The sequence below is a fragment of the Sphingopyxis sp. QXT-31 genome (genome assembly GCF_001984035.1).
Taxonomy (GTDB): Bacteria; Pseudomonadota; Alphaproteobacteria; order Sphingomonadales; family Sphingomonadaceae; genus Sphingopyxis.
Window position 1 is genome coordinate 349,508 of the sequence record NZ_CP019449.1, and the last position, 18,834, is coordinate 368,341.

The 18,834-nt window shown below is 65.0% G+C and carries 20 protein-coding genes and 2 tRNA genes; 12 read left to right on the forward strand and 10 right to left on the reverse strand.

Going from position 1 to position 18,834, the window contains the following annotated elements; all coding sequences use genetic code 11:
• The first annotated feature begins 1 nt into the window (after nt 1).
• The gene (locus tag BWQ93_RS01755) at nt 2-1,342 is read left to right on the forward strand and encodes an amidohydrolase family protein (RefSeq protein ID WP_077029020.1); all 1,341 of its coding nucleotides are present in this window, start codon (nt 2-4) and stop codon (nt 1,340-1,342) included.
• Between the two features lie 8 nt (nt 1,343-1,350).
• Here the strand turns inward: BWQ93_RS01755 and BWQ93_RS01760 are convergent, their stop codons facing one another.
• The 3 genes from BWQ93_RS01760 to BWQ93_RS01770 all read right to left on the reverse strand — a co-directional run bounded on the left by BWQ93_RS01760 (nt 1,351) and on the right by BWQ93_RS01770 (nt 3,845).
• A complete protein-coding gene (locus BWQ93_RS01760) occupies nt 1,351-2,274 on the reverse strand; it encodes a hypothetical protein (protein ID WP_077029021.1) in 924 nt (307 codons plus the stop codon).
• Nucleotides 2,275-2,344: 70 nt separating this feature from the next.
• On the reverse strand, nt 2,345-3,103 hold the full coding sequence (locus BWQ93_RS01765; RefSeq protein ID WP_077029022.1) for a hypothetical protein: 759 nt from the start codon (nt 3,101-3,103) through the stop codon (nt 2,345-2,347).
• Nucleotides 3,104-3,125: 22 nt separating this feature from the next.
• Nucleotides 3,126-3,845 carry a hypothetical protein gene (locus BWQ93_RS01770; RefSeq protein ID WP_077029023.1) on the reverse strand — a complete coding sequence of 240 codons (720 nt, stop codon included), beginning with the start codon at nt 3,843-3,845 and terminating at the stop codon, nt 3,126-3,128.
• Between the two features lie 300 nt (nt 3,846-4,145).
• Between BWQ93_RS01770 and BWQ93_RS01775 the strand changes: the two genes are divergently transcribed.
• A complete protein-coding gene (locus BWQ93_RS01775) occupies nt 4,146-4,772 on the forward strand; it encodes a hypothetical protein (protein WP_077029024.1) in 627 nt (208 codons plus the stop codon).
• 92 nt (nt 4,773-4,864) lie between these two features.
• Here BWQ93_RS01775 and BWQ93_RS21350 read toward each other — a convergent pair whose 3' ends face one another.
• Nucleotides 4,865-4,999, reverse strand: coding sequence for a hypothetical protein (locus BWQ93_RS21350; RefSeq protein WP_257787755.1), 135 nt, complete (start codon nt 4,997-4,999; stop codon nt 4,865-4,867).
• A 111-nt stretch (nt 5,000-5,110) separates the two neighbouring features.
• Here BWQ93_RS21350 and BWQ93_RS01780 point away from each other — a divergent pair, with 111 nt between their 5' ends.
• Nucleotides 5,111-5,455, forward strand: a complete 345-nt coding sequence (locus BWQ93_RS01780; RefSeq protein ID WP_077029025.1) for a hypothetical protein — start codon at nt 5,111-5,113, stop codon at nt 5,453-5,455.
• Nucleotides 5,452-6,402 (forward strand): hypothetical protein, encoded by a 951-nt coding sequence (locus tag BWQ93_RS01785; protein WP_077029026.1) that lies wholly within the window; start codon nt 5,452-5,454, stop codon nt 6,400-6,402. The genes BWQ93_RS01780 and BWQ93_RS01785 overlap by 4 nt, the downstream gene beginning before the upstream one ends.
• Here BWQ93_RS01785 and BWQ93_RS01790 read toward each other — a convergent pair.
• Nucleotides 6,362-8,047: an amidohydrolase gene (locus BWQ93_RS01790; protein WP_198040448.1), complete on the reverse strand. Its 1,686-nt coding sequence runs from the start codon at nt 8,045-8,047 to the stop codon at nt 6,362-6,364. The two genes, BWQ93_RS01785 and BWQ93_RS01790, sit on opposite strands and share 41 nt — an antisense overlap.
• 79 nt (nt 8,048-8,126) lie before the next feature.
• Nucleotides 8,127-8,345 (reverse strand): hypothetical protein, encoded by a 219-nt coding sequence (locus BWQ93_RS01795; protein WP_077029027.1) that lies wholly within the window; start codon nt 8,343-8,345, stop codon nt 8,127-8,129.
• A gap of 184 nt (nt 8,346-8,529) precedes the next feature.
• Here BWQ93_RS01795 and BWQ93_RS01800 point away from each other — a divergent pair.
• Nucleotides 8,530-8,614: transfer RNA gene (locus tag BWQ93_RS01800), tRNA-Leu, on the forward strand.
• 61 nt (nt 8,615-8,675) lie between these two features.
• Complete coding sequence (gene tig / locus BWQ93_RS01805; protein ID WP_077029028.1) at nt 8,676-10,250, forward strand: trigger factor; 1,575 nt, start codon at nt 8,676-8,678, stop codon at nt 10,248-10,250.
• A 337-nt stretch (nt 10,251-10,587) separates the two neighbouring features.
• Here tig and BWQ93_RS01810 read toward each other — a convergent pair whose 3' ends face one another.
• The 3 genes from BWQ93_RS01810 to BWQ93_RS01820 form a co-directional block, all read right to left on the reverse strand.
• A complete protein-coding gene (locus BWQ93_RS01810) occupies nt 10,588-11,175 on the reverse strand; it encodes a GNAT family N-acetyltransferase (RefSeq protein ID WP_077029029.1) in 588 nt (195 codons plus the stop codon).
• Nucleotides 11,172-11,570 (reverse strand): ketosteroid isomerase-related protein, encoded by a 399-nt coding sequence (locus tag BWQ93_RS01815; protein WP_077029030.1) that lies wholly within the window; start codon nt 11,568-11,570, stop codon nt 11,172-11,174. The genes BWQ93_RS01810 and BWQ93_RS01815 overlap by 4 nt, the downstream gene beginning before the upstream one ends.
• Nucleotides 11,571-11,784: 214 nt before the next feature.
• Nucleotides 11,785-12,402: a DNA-3-methyladenine glycosylase family protein gene (locus tag BWQ93_RS01820; protein ID WP_077029031.1), complete on the reverse strand. Its 618-nt coding sequence runs from the start codon at nt 12,400-12,402 to the stop codon at nt 11,785-11,787.
• Between the two features lie 100 nt (nt 12,403-12,502).
• Between BWQ93_RS01820 and BWQ93_RS01825 the strand changes: the two genes are divergently transcribed.
• Nucleotides 12,503-12,820 carry a 2Fe-2S iron-sulfur cluster-binding protein gene (locus BWQ93_RS01825; protein WP_077029032.1) on the forward strand — a complete coding sequence of 106 codons (318 nt, stop codon included), beginning with the start codon at nt 12,503-12,505 and terminating at the stop codon, nt 12,818-12,820.
• A gap of 142 nt (nt 12,821-12,962) precedes the next feature.
• Here BWQ93_RS01825 and rlmB read toward each other — a convergent pair whose 3' ends face one another.
• Nucleotides 12,963-13,730, reverse strand: coding sequence for a 23S rRNA (guanosine(2251)-2'-O)-methyltransferase RlmB (gene rlmB / locus BWQ93_RS01830; RefSeq protein WP_077029033.1), 768 nt, complete (start codon nt 13,728-13,730; stop codon nt 12,963-12,965).
• A gap of 80 nt (nt 13,731-13,810) precedes the next feature.
• Between rlmB and BWQ93_RS01835 the strand changes: the two genes are divergently transcribed.
• The 5 genes from BWQ93_RS01835 (at nt 13,811) to BWQ93_RS01855 (ending at nt 18,819) form a co-directional block, all read left to right on the forward strand.
• Nucleotides 13,811-13,896, forward strand: a tRNA-Tyr gene (locus BWQ93_RS01835).
• A 198-nt stretch (nt 13,897-14,094) separates the two neighbouring features.
• Nucleotides 14,095-15,327, forward strand: a complete 1,233-nt coding sequence (locus BWQ93_RS01840; RefSeq protein WP_077029034.1) for a tyrosine-type recombinase/integrase — start codon at nt 14,095-14,097, stop codon at nt 15,325-15,327.
• Between the two features lie 226 nt (nt 15,328-15,553).
• Nucleotides 15,554-17,659 carry a ParB/RepB/Spo0J family partition protein gene (locus tag BWQ93_RS01845; protein WP_077029035.1) on the forward strand — a complete coding sequence of 702 codons (2,106 nt, stop codon included), beginning with the start codon at nt 15,554-15,556 and terminating at the stop codon, nt 17,657-17,659.
• Nucleotides 17,660-17,807: 148 nt separating this feature from the next.
• Nucleotides 17,808-18,311 carry a hypothetical protein gene (locus BWQ93_RS01850; RefSeq protein WP_077029036.1) on the forward strand — a complete coding sequence of 168 codons (504 nt, stop codon included), beginning with the start codon at nt 17,808-17,810 and terminating at the stop codon, nt 18,309-18,311.
• On the forward strand, nt 18,304-18,819 hold the full coding sequence (locus tag BWQ93_RS01855) for a hypothetical protein (protein ID WP_077029037.1): 516 nt from the start codon (nt 18,304-18,306) through the stop codon (nt 18,817-18,819). Before BWQ93_RS01850 ends, BWQ93_RS01855 begins: the two co-directional genes overlap by 8 nt.
• The last annotated feature ends 15 nt before the right edge of the window (nt 18,820-18,834 follow it).

Consider the following 18,834-nt stretch of genomic DNA (forward strand, 5'->3'; position numbering starts at 1 on the left):
CATGCGGCCCGCGCTCCGCGCGTTGCTGAGCCTGTGGCTGGTGCTGGCGGGCGCCGGGGCGGCGCGCGCCGAGACGATTGTGTTCACCGACGTCAACGTCGTGCCGATGGACCGTGAGCGCGTGATCCCGCGCACGACGGTGATCGTCACCGACGGCGTCATTTCGAGCATCGGGATCAAGGCGAAGCTGCCCGCGGGAACCCCCGTCATCGACGGCAAGGGCGCCTGGCTGCTGCCTGGGCTTGCCGACATGCACAATCATGTGACGTCGCGCGACGATCTAGCGCTGCTGCTCGCCAATGGCGTGACGACGATGCTCAACATGGGCGAGGCGACCAACGCCTTTGCCGGTCGGACGCGGATTGCGGTGAACAAGGGCGAGGTGCCGGGGCCCCATATCTTTACCGGCTTCGTCGTCGACGGCGACCCGCAATATGGGCATTTCGTCGTGCGCACGCCCGAGGAAGCGCGCGCGACCGTACGGCTGGCCAAGGCCAACGGCTACAGCTTCATCAAAGTCTATAACAACCTCTCGGCCGAGGCCTTTGCTGCGCTAGCCGCCGAGGCGAAAGCACAAGGGATCGGCGTCGTCGGGCATAATGTGAAGGCCGTCGGCCTCGCGAAGCAGCTCGCCGCGGGGCAGGCGATGGTCGCGCATGTCGAGGAATTCTTCTACGGCTTCTTCCCCGAACCGCCCGAGGGCGATCAGCAGGCGCCCCCCGACGACGCGCGGATCGCCGAGGCAATCGCGCTGCTGAAGGCGCATGGCGCGTTCGTGACCTCGGACCTGTTCACCTATCGCACCATCGCGGCGCAGTTCGGCAAGCCCGACGTCGTGCAGGCCTATCTCGCCGCGCCCGAGGCACGCTATCTGGCACCGGGCGACCGGATCGACTGGGCGCGCTCGGGCTATCAGAAGAAGGCGATCGACCTGTCGCGGCGCGTGGCGTTCGAGGCGCGTTTCGTGAAGGCGATGGCCGATGCCGGGGTGCCGCTGATCACCGGCGGCGACGCGCCGTCGATCCCGGGGCTGGTGCCTGGCTGGGCGCTGCATGGCGAGATCGACGCGATGCTTGAGGCAGGGCTGCCACCGTGGCAGGCGCTGTCCGCGGCGACGCGCACGCCGGGGGAGTTCATCGCGAAGACCGTTCCGGAAGCGCCGAAGTTCGGCATGGTCGCGCCGGGCTATCGCGCGGACCTGTTGCTCGTCGCCGACAATCCGCTCGCGAAACCCGCGACTCTGCGCACGCCGCTGGGCGTGATGGCGAACGGGCGCTGGCACGATGCCCCGGCGCTGCGGGGGATGCTGGAAGCCGTCGCTGCCGTGCGCCAAGTCCCCTGAGCGAGCCGTCAGGGCGCCGGTTCGATGTGGACCAGCCCCTTGTGCCAGATGAGCAGGCCGCCGCGCCCGTCGTCGTCGCGCGACACGAGCGGGCCATAGGTCCCCGCGGCGAACGCCTTTTCACGGTTCTTGGCCTCGAAACCCTTGAGCTCGGCCGCCGACAGCGCCAGCGCATAGGGGATCAGCCGTTCGATCTCGGCAAAGGCCGCGGCCAGCGACGTCTCGGCCAGCTTGCCGCCCTCGGCACTCCACTGCGCCACATTGGCGCCATGGTCGTAGGAGCGCTTGGGAAGTTCGACGATGCTGGAAATCGTCTGGCGATAATGCGCCGGCGCCGCGGTGTCGGATTTGCCGCCCTTCCCGGTCACGCGCCGCGCCAGCGCGATCTCGGCATTGACGCGGATCTGGGTGAAGTCGGGCGAGAGCCCGTAATTATAGGTGACGAAGGCGAATTGCGGCGCGTCGGTCGCGGTGACGAACGCCAGCCGGCCGGCGGGCGAAGCCTCGCGCGACGTCGCGATCGTCTGCGCGGCGAACCATTCGGGTGTGCGGAGCGCCGCCTCGGTTGTCGCGAGCGCGAGCGCGTCGACGTCGAAATCAGCGAGCGCTTCGCGCAGCGGCGCGACCGTCGCGTCCGCGCGCGCCTGCGCATTTTCGCTCATTCGCTCGCGCTTGTCGTCCATCGCGCCGATGATCAGCGACCCGAGCAGCCCGCCGCCGCCGCTGTCGTCGTCGGCGACGCGGCCGATGTCGATGCTGGTGCCGATGCTTTTCTGCGGAAGGATCAGCTCGACCGCGCGGCCGCCGGCGACGAGGCGGTCCTTTTCCGCGAGCACCGGCGGTGCTGCGAGCGGTTTGGGCTCGGCCGAGGCAGCGGTCGCGCTCGCGACGACGAGGAAGGCCGTGAGGCCAAGTCCGGTGAGTGGACGCAAGATCGCCTCCGAAAACTGGAGAATACGGGCCGCCTGACCATGTCCGGCGGCCCGATATCTCAGGTGCGGCTTATTTCGCCGCTTTGATGCCCTTGGCATATTCGACGAAATTCTTGACGAAGACTTCGCGCAGTTCCTTTTCGGCGGCCTCGGTCTCGTCGGTGGTTTTCGGCGGGAAGTAGGACAGGCCGTTGCCGCCACGTCCTTTGACCATGTTGGTCTTGGTCTTGCCGTTGCGGAAGTCCTTGAAGATGAAGCGGTTGTTGAGCGAGCGCCCGTAAATCGCCTTTTTGGTGTAGAAATTCTGCGTGATCACCAGCTCGACATAGCAGGGTGCGGTCGACGAACTGAGGCGCGTGTCAGCCTTGGTCGTGATCTTGCGGTCGGCGATCGGGGTTTCCCAGATGATCTGCGACGGCGGCAGCTTGAGCTCGGCGAGCAGGTCGATCGACTTCAGCGCATCGACCTGCATCTGCGGGCCGAGCGCTTCCTTCAGATATTCGGCTTCGCTCATATTGCGGTCCTTGTTCGCCGCGGCGTCGGCAACGGCGCCGACGATGCCGAAGCCCGAGAGCCAGCCGGTGGTCTGCGCCTGACCTTCGAGGGTCGGGAAGACATGGAGTTCGCATGCCGGGGCAACGGCGGCTTCGGGTGCGGCGACCGTGGTGGGGGCCGCAGCGGTTTCGACCACGGCCTCGGGCGCGGCGGCTTCGACCGCGGCTTCTACCGCGACGGCGGCCTCGGCCTGACTGTCCTGCGACATGGCAGGGGCGGCCGACAGGCCGACGGCGACGACCGCGATGGCGACCGCGGACGGGACAAACTTCATAACGACTCTCCTTTTGCAAAACTCATTCGGAAATCGGGGGCGAGACGGCATCGGACGTTGCCGCGAACGCCGAGCCCGCGGCGAAGGCGGCGACATCGACCCCGGCGACGGGCAGCGGCGCGATGGCGTAGGAAATCGTCTCGCCGGTGCGCGCCTTGAGTTCGCGGCCCCGGGGGATCACGCCGGGCTTGCCGTGAATGAAGCCCGAAAAGACGCCGACGGCGAACCAGGTCGCGGCGGTCGCGCCATTCTTGTTCGCGCCTTCCTCGCGGTATCGGCCGCTGAGTGCGACTTGCCGGCCGTCGAGGTCGAGATGGCGCAGCGAGATGCCCAGGATGCCGGGCTTGCCGAAGCCGCCCTTGTTGGCCGCGAAGGTGACTTCGCCAAAGCCCTTCGTCCCCTGGGGGATTACGATGCGGTCGAGGTCATAGACGTCGAAGAGAACGGTAACGCCGAACCGGTCGCCGACCGAACTGGCGGTCGTCGACAGTTCTTCGTCCAGCATCAGCAGCACAGAGGTGCCCGCGGCGAGGGTGGCGGTCGGGCCGGAATCGGGTGCCGGTACGGCAACGGCGGCGAGCGATTGCGCCACGACGAGGTCGGGTTCGGTCGCGATCGACGCCGCGACTACCGGTGGTGCCGGATCGTCGATTACGGACGGTTGGGCAACACCGCTCACCCCGAGCAGCATCGACACCGGAACGGCCGCGGACAGACGCGCGGCCCAACGCCCCCAATTCATTCAGCGACCCCCGAGACCCCGCCCCCCGGCGGGATTGATACGACCGCTAATCGGCGGCGGCGGCTTTGCAAGTCTTTTCGTCGCCACTGCGACAGAAACGCGGCGGGCCGAATGATAACGACTGTTTTCGATAATTCACTTCACAAAGTGGCGCCTATTATGTCGCGCAACTGAACAGAAGCCCGTCGAAAACCGGGCAGCGTCGGCGCATTGCTTTCGCCTTGCCGAATCCGTCGGCAGGTTGCATGCCTTGGGAAGGGGAATATCCGCCGCGGGGGCGGCGGACAAAAGGGGGAATTCATGTTCAAATTGGGAATGATCGGCCTGATCGCGGGCGGAGCGCTGAGCTGGTGGGGCGGGCAGGGCCTCTATGAGAGTATCAACGCGGGCAAGCGCGTCGACATCACGGTCGCGCAATTGATGTCGCAGAAGCCGGGGGTCGGCTGGTACCGGATCACCGACGCGCGCTGGTTCCTGATCGACGGTGGCGTGATCACCAGCGGCGAGTCGGGATCGGCGGGCGCCGATATCTACAGTCCCGTGCGCACCGCGACCCCCGGGCCCGGCAAGATCCAGGTGCTGGTGCACCGCGAGGATTCCGCCGAAGCCGGGCTGCTGATGGGGCTGCTGCAGGAACCCGACCCGGCCAAGGCCGAGGCGACGATCAAGGGCAACCCGCTCTATACCAAGGAGCGGCCGGTCGAGGGCATGATCGAGTTCGGGATCAATGCGGACAGCGGCGACAACGACGCGGTCAAGAAGTCCTTCGGACCCGAACTGGCCGACGATTATGTCGTGATCTCCGACGGGGCGAAGCCCGCGGGCTATCTGCTGCCGCTCGCGGGGCTGCTCGCCGGGCTCGCGGTGCTGGGCTATACGCTCTTCGGTTTCATCCGGCGTGATCCGCCGCAGCCCGACTATCGATAGGGCGCGATTTCTGACACATTCAGGACGGGGCGCAGGGAATGATTCAGATCCCCGCCCCGATTATATCCGGGGGGGGACGGGATGCCGAAGATTTACCTGTCGGTCGCCATCGTGGCGGCCTCATTTTGCATAGCGACGACGGCGGCAAACGCGCAGGCGATCAAGGCGCCGGTCCCGATGCGCACGTTCAGCGCCGAGGAGATCGACGCGGTCGCGATGCCCGACACCGCGTTTGAGGCGACCCCCGCCGACGTCGAAACCTATGACAAATATTTCTATTTCCACCGCGACGGCACCGATTTCATACCGCCTACAACGACATCAGCGAATGCGACGCGGTGTCGAGCGGGATCAACTTTTACGCCGGCGGCGACAGCTATATGTCGACTTATTACGCCACCCAATATGGCATGGCGGGCGCGCTGGGCGGCGCGATCGGATCGGCGATGGCCGATGCGATCTTCGGGTCGGCGGAGCGGCGGCGCATCCGCCGGATCAACATGCGCAACTGTATGGGATTCAAGGGCTACGACCGTTATGGCATGGAGAAGGAACGGTGGCAGGCCTTTCACTTCGAGGAAGGCTTTGGCCGGGTGGAGGACGAGAAGCGCACCGGCTATCTGATGAAGCAGGCGCGCGTCGCCTCTGGCCCCAAGCCGAAAGCGGAGGTACTGCCGAAATGATCCGCACCCTGTTTTGCGCCGCCGCGCTCGCTGCCGCGCTCCCGTCCGTCGCCGCTGCGCAGCTCACCTCGGAGTCGATCGAAGAAAAGAACCTGATTTCGGGGAAAGCGAAGATCGAGCCCGACAGCGGCTATATCTTCGTCAGCGGTCCGTTCCGGCAGAATGCGCTGCTGTTGCGGTTGCCCGACGATGCGACCGTCGCCGCCTATGAAAAGGACTGGGCCGAAGCGCTGGCCAAGGTGCAGAAGAAATATCCGGGCAAGCTCAAAAACTGGGAATCGCGAGCCGAGGTGGCGCGGCAGACCAAGGGCAGAATGCCCGAAAAGCCGATCGAACCGACGGCGGAGAATTTCGCGATCGGCGCGATCGAGCTTCGCGATCCGGTGTCTTTCGGCCCGCAATATGTGTTCGCGAAGAGCGAGAGCCCCGAAAACTATAGTTATCTGACCAAGGTTAAGCCTGGCCGCTATGCCTATTACGGCCCGATCTTCGTCGCCGGCGGCGGCGCGATGGCAGGCTTCTGCTATTGCATGGGCACCGTCGCGTTCGAGGTGAAGCCGGGAGTCATTACCGATACCGGCAACTTCTTCCTCGTCGGTCCGGGGCTGGACCCCGATTTTCCGCAGACAGGGCCGTTGGCCGGTTCCGAAGCGGGGCTGTACCGTCCGCAGAACCTCGGCGCCGAGCATGGTCCGCTGCGCTTTGGCGTGCCCGACTCGCTCAAGGCCTTTCCCTACGCCGAGGCCGATTTTCGCGCTTATGGCAAACTCGACAATTTCTATGGGCTATCGGTCAGCCGTATGCCGCCCATTCCGGGTGTGCTCGCTTATGATCGCGACAAGATTGTCGACTTAAAGGCGGTCGCGCCGACCGACGGCGCCCGGGCATCCGAGGCGAGCGCGGCTACTAGCGTAGCGGTGCCTGCCACACCATCTTCGCTTCCTTGATCGTCGCAACGACGCGGATGTTCCTGATCTGCTCGACAGGCGTCGTCAGCGGGTTCTTGTCGAGGATGACGAAATCGGCGAGCAGGCCGGGCTTGATCCGGCCCTTGCGATCCTCCTCGAACGCTTGCCACGCCGGGCCGGTGGTGAGCGCCTGTAACGCTTCATAGGCGTTCAGCCTCTCGCCCGCACCGCTGACCACGCCGGTGGGCGAAACGCGCGCCATCGAGGTCCAGAGCATGAAGCGCGTGTCGAGCGGAGTGACGCTGAAATCGCTGTGGTTGGAGGGTATCAGCCCCGCGGCGCGCGCCGAGCGCAATGGGCTGATGAAATCGACGACCTCGGCCGGGAAATTGGTGCGGTGGACGTCGGCCCAATACCAGGCGTGGTTCGAGAAATAGGCGGGGCCCACGCCGATGCGGGCGTAGGCGGGAAGCTGGTCGCGGCGCTGGAACTGCGAGTGGATGACGACCGGGCGGCGGTCGTCGGCCGCCTTGATGCCGAGCGCGTCGAAGCCCCGGATCGCCATGTCGATCGCGGCGTCGCCATTGGCGTGGACGAAGAGCTGCCAGCCGCTATCGTGGACCTTCTTTGCCTGCGCGATGAAATCGGCCTCCGACAGCACGGGCTGGCCGTGCCAGGGATGCGTCCCCTCGGGGCTGCCGCGTGCGTAGTCGCGGGTGAAATAGCCGGTGCGCGCCTGCACCGATCCGTCGAGGACGAATTTGATGCCCTGAAGCTTTACATGGTCGGTGTAGGTTCCGAATTTGAGACCAGGCTGCGCGAGCAGCGCGTCGAGGCCGGTCGAGAAGGGCAGTAGCGCGAGGTCGATCTTGAGCCGCTTGCGTGCGGCGTCGCTCGTCAGGAAGGCGATATCGGGCGCCAACGTCGCGCCGTCCTGCGCGTGCGTATAGCCCTCGGCGAAATAGGCGATTTGCGCGGCGTCGAGCGCGGCGAGCTTCTGCTCCGCGGTCGGCTGCGGCATCTTGGCGAGCATCAGGAACATCGCCTTTTCGAGCAGCACGCCGTTGAGTTTTCCCGCTTCGTCGCGCGGCATGATGCCGCCGGGCGGAACCGGCGTCGCTTCGTCGATCCCCGCCGCGGCGAGCGCGGCGCTGTTCGCGACCACGCCGTGGAGCGAGACGTGCAGCAGCAGGATCGGCCGGTCCGCCGCGACCGCGTCGAGTTCGGCGCGCGTGATGTGGCGCTTCTCGGCGAGCGCTTCCTGGTCATATTGCCACACGATCGCCCACTGGCCTAGCGGCATCGCCCCGGCGGCGATATGGGTGCGGATCGCGGCCTGCAGATCGGGGATGTCGGCGGGCGGTGCTGCGGCGGCGCGCAGGTCCAGCCCGCCTGCCATCTGCGTCGCGACGGTGAAATGCGAATGGGCGTCGATGAAGCCGGGAAGCATCGTCGCGCCCTTAAGGTCGTGGACGGCTGCCTTGCCGCCCGCGACTTTGCGCGCTTCCTTCTCGCTGCCGGCGAAGGCGATGCGCTCTCCCTCGGTCACGACCGCCTCGACCGTCTGCGGCGTGTTGCCGTCCATCGTGACGATCGTCCCGCCATGATAGAGTGTGGTTTCCTGCGCCGCGGCTGGCGTGGCGAGCGCTAGCAGCAGCGCGGCGAGCGCGGTCGGTCTTCTCATAGGTCTCTCCCCGGCCGCCATGCTGGCGGGCGAGGAGGGGGCGGGTCAAGACCTGCTATGCAACCAATGGGGCGTGCGCTCAAATCTGCTGCGGCGGCACCTCGTCCGGCCCGCGGCCGGGCTCGTCGATATCGCCGCCGCCGGGCGCACCGGGGACTTCGAGCGGCTGGCCGGCGGGGTCTTCGAGCGGGGTCGGCTGCACCGGCTGTTCGGGCGGCGCGACGGGGTCGATCACGTCGGGTTTGGGTTTGGGCAGCGGGTCCGCCGCATGGACATGCAGGCTGGAATTGAAGGTCATCCTTTTTCTCCTTGCCCGATCAACGAGCGGGGCAGGGGTGCGTTCCGCAAGTCGGCGCGGATCGCGCACTTTCGGGGTGTTCCGGGCCTTGCCCTTGGCCGCGCGTCTGCTATAGCCCCGCGCGGCCCGCACGGGCGTGCGCGGCTTTGCGCGCTTCTTCGTGCACCCGGCCGAAGCTTCCCAAGCGGGCGTGGCGGAATTGGTAGACGCGCTGGTTTTAGGTACCAGTATCGCAAGATGTGGGGGTTCGAGTCCCTTCGCCCGCACCAGTTTCGCCCTCGCGCAAGGCCGGAAAACCAAGAGATTTTGAGCAAGGATAAGACCAAGGCAATGAAGACCGTCGAAACGCTGAACGAAGGCCTGAAGCGCGAATATCGCGTCACCATCACCGCCAAGGATATCGATGCCCGCGTCGATGACGAGGTGAAGAGCATCGCGCCGACCGTGCGCATGCCCGGCTTTCGCCCCGGCAAGGTGCCGCCGAACCTGATCCGCAAGATGCACGGCGCCGCGCTGTCGGCCGACGCGCTGAACAAGGCGATCGAGGCGGGCGTCCGCGACCTGATCGCCAAGGAAAAGCTGCGCCCCGCGCTGCAGCCCGCCGTCACGCTCGGCGAAGATTATGAAGCCGGCAAGGATGCCGAAGTCACCGTCGCATTGGAAGTGCTGCCCGACATCGAGGCGCCGTCGATCGAAGGCCTGAAGCTCGAGCGCCTGACCGTTCCCGCCGACGACAAGGCGGTGATGGCCAAGATCGAGGAATTCGCCGCGCAGATGAAGCGCTTCGAGGAAGCGCCGAAGACCAAAAAGGCCGCCCAGGGCGACCAGGTCATCATCGACTTCGCCGGCAGCGTCGACGGCGTCGCCTTCGACGGCGGCACCGGCGAGGACATGGCGGTCGAAATCGGTTCGGGCCAGCTGATCCCCGGCTTCGAAGACCAGCTGGTCGGCGTCAAGACCGGCGACGAAAAGGTGCTGAAAGTCACCTTCCCCGAGGATTATCCGGTCGAAAACCTCAAGGGCCAGCCCGCCGACTTCGCCGTCACGGTGAAGGAAGTGAAGGTCCCGGCCGCGGCGTCGATCGACGACGAATTCGCCAAATCGCTGGGTCTTGAGAGCCTCGACAAGCTCAAGGAAATCATGAAGGACCAGGTCGAGCAGGAACTGAACGGCCTGACCCGCACCCATATGAAGCGCAAGCTGCTCGACCAGCTCGCTGCTGCCCATGATTTCGACGTGCCGCCGACGATGGTCGAGGCCGAGTTCGGCCAGATCTGGCAGCAGCTCGAGCATGAAGCGAGCCACGAGGAAGACGTCGAGGCGGCGAAGGCCGAGCTCGAAAAGGACCGCGACGAATATCGTTCGATCGCCGTCCGCCGCGTCCGCCTGGGTCTGCTCCTCTCGGAAATCGGCCAGGCGCACGGCGTCCAGGTTTCACAGCAGGAAATGCAGCGCCTGGTCGCGCAGGCCGCGCAGCAGTATCGCCCCGAAGACCGCCAGCGCTTCATGGAATATGTGCAGCAGGACCCGCTCGCCGCGGCCCAGCTCCGCGCGCCGCTCTATGAGGACAAGGTCGTCGATTTCCTGTTCGACAAGGCCGAGATCAGCGACCGCGAAACCACCCGCGAGGAGCTGGAAGCCGCGATCGAGGCCGATGACGACGGCGGTCACGTCCATGGCCCGGGCTGCGGCCACGACCATGACCACGACCACAAGCCCGCCAAAAAGGCTGCCGCGAAGAAGCCGGCCGCCAAGAAGGACGCGGTGAAGGAAGAGGCCAAGGCCGAGGAAGCTCCGGCCAAGAAGGCGCCGGCGAAAAAGGCTGCGGCTCCCAAGGCCGAAGCCGAGGAAAAGCCGGCTGCTGCCAAGAAGGCTCCGGCCAAGAAGGCCGCTGCGAAGAAATAAGCTTCTCGCCGAGTGAATAGGGAAAAGGCCGTGTGGAGGATGTTCCGCCCGGCCTTTTCTTTTTGGGGCTGGAGCGGCTGCGGGGTGGGCGTTGTCAGCTTTGGGGCGGAGAGCTGTCGTAAAGCCCTCTCCCCTTGAGGGGAGAGGATAGCGCAGCTTGCTCCGTCAGGAGCTAGCGAAGCTTGGAGAGGGGTGCTTGGACGCCTCTGGCGGTCGGAAACCCCTCTCAACTCCGGCTAGGCAGCAGGCTGCCAAGCCTGCGTATCTCTCCCCTCAAGGGGAGAGAGTATAACCCTGCGAACGTCGCGTTCCGCCCGTAACCTGCCATCTGCCGAGGCTAAAGCGCCCGCGTCCAATATTGCAGCTCGTGTCGCTCTTCGCCTTCCCCGCCGATCGTCTTCCAGTCGAACCGCGCCGTGACACCCGCCAGCGGCGCATAGCCGCGCCCGCGCCAGAAGGCGTCGAGGGGGCGGTGGTCCGCTGGGCGGGCAGGGTGATTGCCCGCGCGGATGACGCTGCAGAAGGCGACGTGCGATGCGCCGAGCGCGCGCGCCTGGGCTTCGCGGTGGTCGAAGAAGGCGTGGCCCATGCCCTGACCGCGATATCTGGGCAGCAGCACCGATTCGCCGAAATAGAAGCAACGCGCGATGTCGAAACCGGCGGCGGCGAGCGGCGCTTGCCAAGCCTCGTCCTGCGTGACGAGCGGCGCGGCGGTAGCGGCGCCGACGATCGTCTCGCCGTCGCGCGCGACGACGATCACCGCACCCGCGGCCGCGGCGAAATCGGCGAGATAATCGGCCTCATAGGCGGCGTTGCCGTCGTAGAGATAGGGGAAGGCGCGGAAAACCGTAATGCGCAATGCGGCGAGCGCGGGAATGACCTCGGCCAGCCCCGCGCCCGTCACGGGCGCGACGGTGACACTCATGCGCCGACCTGTTTCAACCAGTCGGCGAGGTTGTAATAAGTAGTGATGCGGTCGATCAGCCCGGCGTCGTTGACGGACAGGAAGGCGCCCGCGGGAAGCACATAGGTCTGGCCGCTCGCTTCGGGCTGGCCGTCGTCGGTCGCGAGATAAGTGCCATTGACGGTGAATTCGGCGGCGGCGCGGTCGCCCTCGGCGAAGACCACCATGTCGGTGAGCCGCTCGCGGTAGCAGCGCGTCATGTGCGTGTTGAACTCAGCGAAAAGCGCCTTGCCGTGGCGCGGTGCGCCCTGGTTGACGTCGTGGCGCACATCCTCAGCGACGAGCGCGAGCATTGCGTCGGTGTCGCCGGCGTTGAAGGCGGCGTAATAGGCGGTGACGATGTCGCGGGTGGTCATGCGTATGGCTCCAAATCCTGTTCCACGTCCCCCATATCGTCATTCCCGCGAAGGCGGGAATCCAGCTTTTTCCTTTTTCGTGCCTTCGCGCCTTTGCGTGAGATTTTTCTGGTTTCACGCAAAGGCGCAAAGGCGCAAAGGCACGAAGAGAAGACGAAAGAAAGGAAGCTGGATTCCCGCCTTCGCGGGAATAACGAGGCTAGCGTGAGGACCCCTAAATCACGTCCATATTATAGCAATGCCAGCTGAAGATCGCCGCGGCGCCGCGGTGGGGGCGCCAGGCTTCGGCGAGTTCGCGGATCGCTTTCTCGCTGGGGCGCGCGTCGAGTTGCATGATACGCCCGACCGCTTCCTGTACGGCTAGGTCGCCCGCGGGCCAGACGTCGGGGCGGCCTTCCGCGAAGAGCAGATAGATTTCGGCCGACCAGCGCCCGATGCCCTTGACCTTGGTCAGCAGCGCGATCGCCTCCTCGTCGTCGGCGGGCAGCGCGTCGAAGGCGAGGTCGCCATCGATCACCAATTGCGCGAGGCTCTTGGCATAGCCCTGCTTCTGCGCCGACAGGCCGCAGGCGCGCAGCGCGTCGAACTCGGCCGCCGCCATCACCTCGGCGGGGCAGCCCGCGCCGAATCCCGCTTCAAGCTTGTTCCAGATCGAGGTCGCGGCGGCGACGCTGACCTGCTGGCCGACGATGGTGCGGAGCAAAGTCGCATAGCCGGGCTCGCGGATGCGCGGCTCGGGATAACCGACGTGGCCGAGCGCGCGCGCGAAGCCCGGCTCGATCCGCGCGAGCGCGTCGATCCCGGCGTTCAACTGCTCCTGGCCCAGACCCATGCCGATATTCCCCTTTTGTTCACATCGCTAACTAGCAGCGCTTGATTTGCGGTGCAACGCGGGACATAGGCCAAGCCGAATCAAACCTATGGGGACGAGCATGGCCAAGCTGATTGTCGTGACGCGCGACGGAACCGAGCATGAGATCGAAGGCGACACGAGCCTGACCGTGATGGAAAATATCCGCGACGCGGGTTTCGACGAACTGCTCGCGCTGTGCGGCGGCTGCTGCTCGTGCGCGACGTGCCACGTCCATGTCGAGGCCGGCGCGACCGACCAGCTGCCCGCGATGAGCGAAGACGAGAACGACCTGCTCGATTCGACCACCGACCGCGACGAAAATTCGCGCCTGTCGTGCCAGCTGCCGTTCAGCGAAGCGCTCGACGGACTGAAGGTGCGCATCGCCGCGGAAGACTGATCCAGCCGCGTCATCCCCGCGAAAGCTGGGATCGCTTGCATTCCTTATGGACGATAGCGGCCAGTTAAGGGTTGGACATGCCCCGCATGTCCAAGGTTGTCCGGGGACAACCCGACCCTTCACTCTTTCGCTGGGGCGACGATTAGGGTGTAGCCGTCGCGACCGCATAGAGCGCGATCGCCGCGGCGTTGGAAATGTTCAGGCTTTCCATGCGCGGCGAGATCGGCAGTTTTGCCAGCACGTCGCAATGTTCCATGACATTGTGGCGCATGCCGTCCCCCTCGGAGCCCAGCACCAGCGCGACCTTGTTGCCGTCGAGCACCGAGCCGAGCACCGTGTCGGTGTCGCCCATCAGCCCTATGCGCCAATATTGCGCCTCGGCGATCTCTTCCAGCGCGCGCGACAGGTTGACGACGCGCACCCATGGCACGGTTTCGAGCGCGCCCGACGCCGAGCGCGCGATGACGCCGCTTTCGGGCGGGCTGTGGCGGTCCTGCGTGACGATCGCGGCGGCATCGAAGGCCGCAGCAGAACGCAGCACCGCGCCGATATTATGCGGGTCGGTGACCTGGTCGAGGATAATCAGCGGACGCCGGCTGTCGGCGTCGACCTCTTCCTGCAGCAGGTCGCCGAGATAGATGCTTTCGAGCGGGTCGACTTCGATCACCAACCCCTGGTGCGGCGCGTCGCGCGCGACGAGGCGCGCGAGGTCGGTGACGTCGGCATAGTTGATCGGAACCACCGGCGGCAGGTCGAGCTGGCCCAGCGCCTCGCGCGTGCCCCAGATGCGCTTGACGGTGCGTTCGGGATTGGCGAGCGCGGCGAGCACGGCGTGGCGGCCCCAGAAACGGATGGGCTGGCCCTTGGACGACTGGCCGGCGGGGCGGCGATGGCGCGAAAATTGTCTCATAACGCCGCGCCTTTCCCACGAGCGGCATTGACAGGCAAGCCCGCTTTCGCCAATGGACCGCTTCCCGACGCGGACCCCATGGACAGGTGGCCGAGTGGTTAAAGGCAGCAGACTGTAAATCTGCCCGGTTTTCCGTACGCTGGTTCGAATCCAGCCCTGTCCACCACCCTCCCATCCGAGGGTGTCCGCCGAACCCCCTAGAAATCCCAGAAAACTTAGCGTATCATCCACGCATCGTCCGCATGCGTCCGGGGCAATTTGCCTGCAGCCGCAGCGTAGTGTGGGGGAAGTGTGGGGGAAGATTGTCTTTCCCCCACACTCGTGTCCCCCAGAATGTGGGGAGAAAGTGTGGGGGAAGATTCCCATGGGCAAACTCACGGCGGTTGCAGTCAAGGCCGCTCTCGCGAATCCGGGCACGTACCAGGATGGTGACGGCTTGTTTTTGAAGGTCGACAAGCGGGGAGGGGCGTCCTGGACCCTTCGCCTGCAGCGCGACGGCAAGCGTCAGGACATCGGGCTGGGCAGTGCGAAGTTGTTCACTTTGGCGCAGGTCCGCGAGAAGGCCGGCGAGCTTCGCAAGGCGGTCAAGGTCGACCGGCGCGACATATTGGCTGAGCGGAAGGACGAGGCGTCTGCTAAGGTGACGTTTCGCGAGGCGGCGAGGCAATATCACGCCGAGAACGAGGCGGGATGGAAGAGCGAGATCTACGCCCGCCAATGGCTTTCCAGCCTTGAGAATTACGCCTTCCCGAAACTGGGCGACGAGCAGACCGGTGCGATTGTCGCCGCTGACATCATAAACGTGCTCACGCCGATTTGGCAGGAGATACCGGAGACCGCCCGTCAGGTGCGCAACCGGATCTGCACCGTGCTGGATTATGCGCATGCAAAGGGCTGGCGTTCACGCGAGGCTCCCTCAGGTAATAGCAGCCTGAAAGCGGGGCGTGGCTTGCCGCGGCAACTCAAGAAAACCGAGAATCGCAAGGCGATGCCATATGCGGCTTTGCCCGGTTTCATCACTGCACTGCAGCGCAAGCCATCCTACAGCAGGCTTGCGCTGGAACTACTCATCCTGACCGGTGCGCGCAGCCAGGAGGTGCGTCTGGCGACTTGGGACGAACTCGACATCGAAGCGCGGCTATGGACTGTGCCCGCCGATCATATGAAGCGTGGCAAGTCGCATATCGTGCCGCTGTCCGATGCCGCGCTGGAAGTGATTGCAAAAGCGCATGCTTTCAGGCTCCCGGACACAGACGTGATTTTCCCCGGTGCGAGTGGGAAGAATATGTCCGATATGACGCTGCTCAAAGTCCTTCGTGACATGGCTGAGCCTTTTCATGTCCACGGCTTCCGGTCGACATTCACCGATTGGGCGGCGAACGAGGGTTTTCCTGACGCTGTCGTGGAAGCCGCTCTAGCGCACAAGACGCCCGATGCAGTGCAGGCCGCTTATCGCAGAACAACATATCTCGGCACGGAGGATAAGCCCGGCGCACGCGTCAATCTCATGGGCGCCTGGGGGCATTATTGTCTCGGAAGGGAAGCGGTTACGAAAGCCGGAGAAGGTACGGACGTTGGTGAAACCTCAAAGTCATAGGAGCGGTCATTTCGACGATGCCGGGATGAGTGGCCATCTTCCGCGCGATTCGCGGGCGCTGTCTGCTGGGGTAGAGGCCGCGATTGGTGATCCGTTCTACACCGTAGGGACACACTTTCTCGAAATGGCCCGGCCTGCGGCCGGAGAGAGATAGAGGCGGATTGGCCTTTGCGGCGCACATGGAGCGGGGAGAGAGTCTTCCGGCGGTGCGCCTCGGAGGTGGCTTATGGCCAAGCATCAATCCAAACTCGTCCTTAACCCGTCGCGCGACATCCCGCTCGACCGGCTGGAGCTTTCCCAATCCAATGTCCGGCGCATCAAGGCCGGCGTATCCATCGACGCACTCGCCGCGGATATTGCGCGTCGCGGGTTGCTCCATGGCCTCAATGTGAGGCCCATTCTCGACGAGACGGGGGAGGAAACCGGCCGGTATGAGATACCGGCCGGTGGTCGGCGCTACCGCGCGCTCGCCCTGCTCGTAAAGAGGAAGCTTCTCGCGAAAGATGCGCCGATCCCCTGCGTTGTCCGCGCCGCTAACGATGACATCCTCGCCGAAGACGACAGTTACGCTGAAAACGCGATGCGCGAGGCGTTGCATCCCCTCGACCAGTTTCGGGCCATGCAGGCGATGGTGGACAAGGGCGACGATGTCGAGGCGATCGCCGCGCACCATTTCGTCACTCCGGCAGTGGTCCGTCAGCGCCTGAAGCTCGCCGGGGTCTCGCCAAAGCTGCACGACGCCTATGCGGACGACGAAATCTCCCTCGAACAGTTGATGGCATTCACCATCTCGGACGATTTCGAGCGGCAGATCAAGGTCTTCGAACTTCTGACCGAGAGCCGCAGCCTCGCGCCGCATCTCATCCGCCAGAAGCTCACCGAAAATGTCGTCCGCGCGGCTGACAAGCGCGCACGCTTCGTGACCGCCGACGCCTATATCGAAGCCGGCGGCGGAATCGTTCGTGACCTGTTCGAGGCCGATGGCGGCGGCTGGCTCACCGATCCCGCGCTGCTCGACCGTCTCGTCGACGAGAAACTGAAGGCCGAGGGCGACGCGTTGCTCGCAGAAGGCTGGAAGTGGGTAGCGACCTCGGTCGATCTTCCCTGGGATGCGCTCCGCGACCACCGCGAGATCGATCGGGACGAGGTGCCGATGACGGCCGAGGAGGAGGCGCGTGTCGCCGAGCTCGAAGCCGAGGGCGAAGAAATCGATCGCGAATGGTCGGAAGCCGAGGAGGTGCCGGACGACATTCACGCGCGCGTCGACGCGATCAATGCCGAATATGCGGCGATCGAGAAGCGGCCGCTGACCTTCGCGCCGGAGGAGATCGCGATCGCCGGCGTGTTCGTGTCGCTCGAGCGCGACGGTTCGATCCGCATCGACCGGGGTTATGTCCGGCCCGACGATGAGCTTGTCGATGACAACGAGGCGATCGGCGACGACGCTTCTGGTACCGAGGTCGCGCCGGTCGCGGAAGCAGATTCGGCCCTGAGTGCGCAACCGCCCGAGAACGCCGACGATGGCGAATGGGCCGAGGAGCTGAAGCCGCTACCCGATCGTCTTGTTTCGGATCTGACGGCCTGGCGGACGCTCGCGCTGCAAGATGCTTTCGCGCAGGATTCGGCAACCGCCTATCTCGCGCTGCTGCATGCGCTCGTGCTCGGCTGCTTCTACAGCTTCAGCAGGGAGAGCTGCCTGCAGGTCGCGGCGAGCCGGGTCTATTTCAGCAACGCCCCGTCCAACCTCCGCGATTGCGCGCCGGCAGAGGCGATCGATGCGCGCGGGGCCGAATGGAAGGAACGGCTGCCGAAATCGGACAAGGACGTGTGGGCGTATCTGCTCGGCTTGGGTGACGAGGACCGGGCGATGCTTCTCGCTCACTGCGTGTCGGTCGCGGTCAACGCGCAGGCCGAGATCGTCCCCAAATATGACAGTGGCCGGGTATCGGCGCACGGCGTCGCGCGGCGTCTCGCGCACAGCGACATCCTCGCACGCGCGGTCGGTCTCGATGTCTATGCCGCCGGCTGGCGGCCCACCGAGGGCAATTACTTCCGCAGCGTGACGAAACCGCGGATCATCGCCGACGTCACCGAGGCGCGGGGCGAGAATATTGCCGCCATGATCGACCATCTCAAAAAGGGGGAGATGGCCCGCGAAGCGGAGCGGCTCCTTGAGGAGAGTGACTGGATTCCCGCCTGCATGCGGACGCCCGACATCGAGGGTGAAGGCGCGCCTGCGCTCGGCAAAGACGACGACAAGGGGGAACTGCCCGCCTTTCTGGCGGAAGACGGGGAAGGAGGTGACGACGCAGCTGCGATCGCGGCCGAATGATTCCGCGCCGCTCTACGCGGCGACTTGACCTCTCAACTTCGAAAGCCCGGCCATCGCGCCGGGCTTTCGCTTTTTCGGAGAAGTGAAATGAACAGTTTTCATCTTCAGGCCGCGCTTGTTTGCCGGCCCATCGCGTGGGGAGGTCGTCATGGCTGACCGCGTTTCCGTCACCTTCACCCTTGGCGGCCGGATTTCGGCTGCCGACTTTGAGGCATTGGTCTCGGTCATCGTCGCCGAAGGTCTGTCGACCGAGTGGGACGGACCGGCCTTCGAAGCCTCGCATCGTACTGAGGGCGAGCCTCTCGAACTTTTTGCCAATGAGGTTGCGTGGGGCAAAGTCGAGGCTCTCGAGAATTTCTGCGCCGACCATGGTCTTGCCTACCACTTCTGGGCCGGCGGCTACTTCGCAGAATGGGGCGCCGAGCGGATCATATACCGGGGCGAGGGCGCGCCCGACTCCTTCGTTGCGGACGAATCCGATCGGGTCCTGATCGATCGCGGTGAAGTTGAACGGCGCGGGAGCATCGACGCTGTGCTCGCCTATTTCGATGCCGCCGAATTCACCGTGCCGCCGCTTGTCGTCGACGGCGATCGCGAGCCGGGCGTGGAAGGTGCGACGGCCGCGAACGCGCAGGAGGGTGATCATGGCTGATTATCACTCTCCTACGATCGTTCGGCCCGACATTCCTCGCAGCGCCATGACACTGCTGGAGCATCGACTGCTCATCGGAATGTTCAGCTTCGAGGGCGAGGAGGACGCGATTTACTTCTTCGCCGAAGACTATGTGAACGACCTCCTCCATCTTCGGGTTTCCGAGGTGCTCTGGCTCATGCAGTCCGATCCAAACCCTGACCCCGCCAGCTATGCGAGCAGGACGGTCAGCGAGGCGTTGGACAAGCTCGATCCGGGCGAAGATGAACTCGCGCTCGACATGTCCGTTATCGGCTATGACGACATCTTCCAAGACATCGTGAGGCGTTGCGATGCGCTCGACGATGTCGAGGTCGTAACGGCCTGGACCTGCACCAAGATGCAGCCCGACGGGTTTGGCGGCATGGCAACGCTGATCACGGCGGATGCGATAGCATCGATGAACACCGGCAGCTTTCTCGAGGAGGCCCGCGCGCGGATCAAGGACGGCGTCGCGCCGAAAAACTGACCATCACTTAGTTGT

What these genes read in the sequence shown, in the direction of transcription:
- BWQ93_RS01755 (WP_077029020.1), top strand. Translation starts at nt 2, where the DNA reads ATGCGGCCCGCGCTCCGCGCGTTGCTGAGCCTGTGGCTGGTGCTGGCG.
- BWQ93_RS01765 (WP_077029022.1), bottom strand. Translation starts at nt 3,103, where the DNA reads ATGAAGTTTGTCCCGTCCGCGGTCGCCATCGCGGTCGTCGCCGTCGGC.
- BWQ93_RS01770 (WP_077029023.1), bottom strand. Translation starts at nt 3,845, where the DNA reads ATGAATTGGGGGCGTTGGGCCGCGCGTCTGTCCGCGGCCGTTCCGGTG.
- BWQ93_RS01775 (WP_077029024.1), top strand. Translation starts at nt 4,146, where the DNA reads ATGTTCAAATTGGGAATGATCGGCCTGATCGCGGGCGGAGCGCTGAGC.
- BWQ93_RS01785 (WP_077029026.1), top strand. Translation starts at nt 5,452, where the DNA reads ATGATCCGCACCCTGTTTTGCGCCGCCGCGCTCGCTGCCGCGCTCCCG.
- BWQ93_RS01790 (WP_198040448.1), bottom strand. Translation starts at nt 8,047, where the DNA reads ATGAGAAGACCGACCGCGCTCGCCGCGCTGCTGCTAGCGCTCGCCACG.
- BWQ93_RS01795 (WP_077029027.1), bottom strand. Translation starts at nt 8,345, where the DNA reads ATGACCTTCAATTCCAGCCTGCATGTCCATGCGGCGGACCCGCTGCCC.
- tig (WP_077029028.1), top strand. Translation starts at nt 8,676, where the DNA reads ATGAAGACCGTCGAAACGCTGAACGAAGGCCTGAAGCGCGAATATCGC.
- BWQ93_RS01810 (WP_077029029.1), bottom strand. Translation starts at nt 11,175, where the DNA reads ATGAGTGTCACCGTCGCGCCCGTGACGGGCGCGGGGCTGGCCGAGGTC.
- BWQ93_RS01815 (WP_077029030.1), bottom strand. Translation starts at nt 11,570, where the DNA reads ATGACCACCCGCGACATCGTCACCGCCTATTACGCCGCCTTCAACGCC.
- BWQ93_RS01820 (WP_077029031.1), bottom strand. Translation starts at nt 12,402, where the DNA reads ATGGGTCTGGGCCAGGAGCAGTTGAACGCCGGGATCGACGCGCTCGCG.
- BWQ93_RS01825 (WP_077029032.1), top strand. Translation starts at nt 12,503, where the DNA reads ATGGCCAAGCTGATTGTCGTGACGCGCGACGGAACCGAGCATGAGATC.
- rlmB (WP_077029033.1), bottom strand. Translation starts at nt 13,730, where the DNA reads ATGAGACAATTTTCGCGCCATCGCCGCCCCGCCGGCCAGTCGTCCAAG.
- BWQ93_RS01840 (WP_077029034.1), top strand. Translation starts at nt 14,095, where the DNA reads ATGGGCAAACTCACGGCGGTTGCAGTCAAGGCCGCTCTCGCGAATCCG.
- BWQ93_RS01845 (WP_077029035.1), top strand. Translation starts at nt 15,554, where the DNA reads ATGGCCAAGCATCAATCCAAACTCGTCCTTAACCCGTCGCGCGACATC.
- BWQ93_RS01850 (WP_077029036.1), top strand. Translation starts at nt 17,808, where the DNA reads ATGGCTGACCGCGTTTCCGTCACCTTCACCCTTGGCGGCCGGATTTCG.
- BWQ93_RS01855 (WP_077029037.1), top strand. Translation starts at nt 18,304, where the DNA reads ATGGCTGATTATCACTCTCCTACGATCGTTCGGCCCGACATTCCTCGC.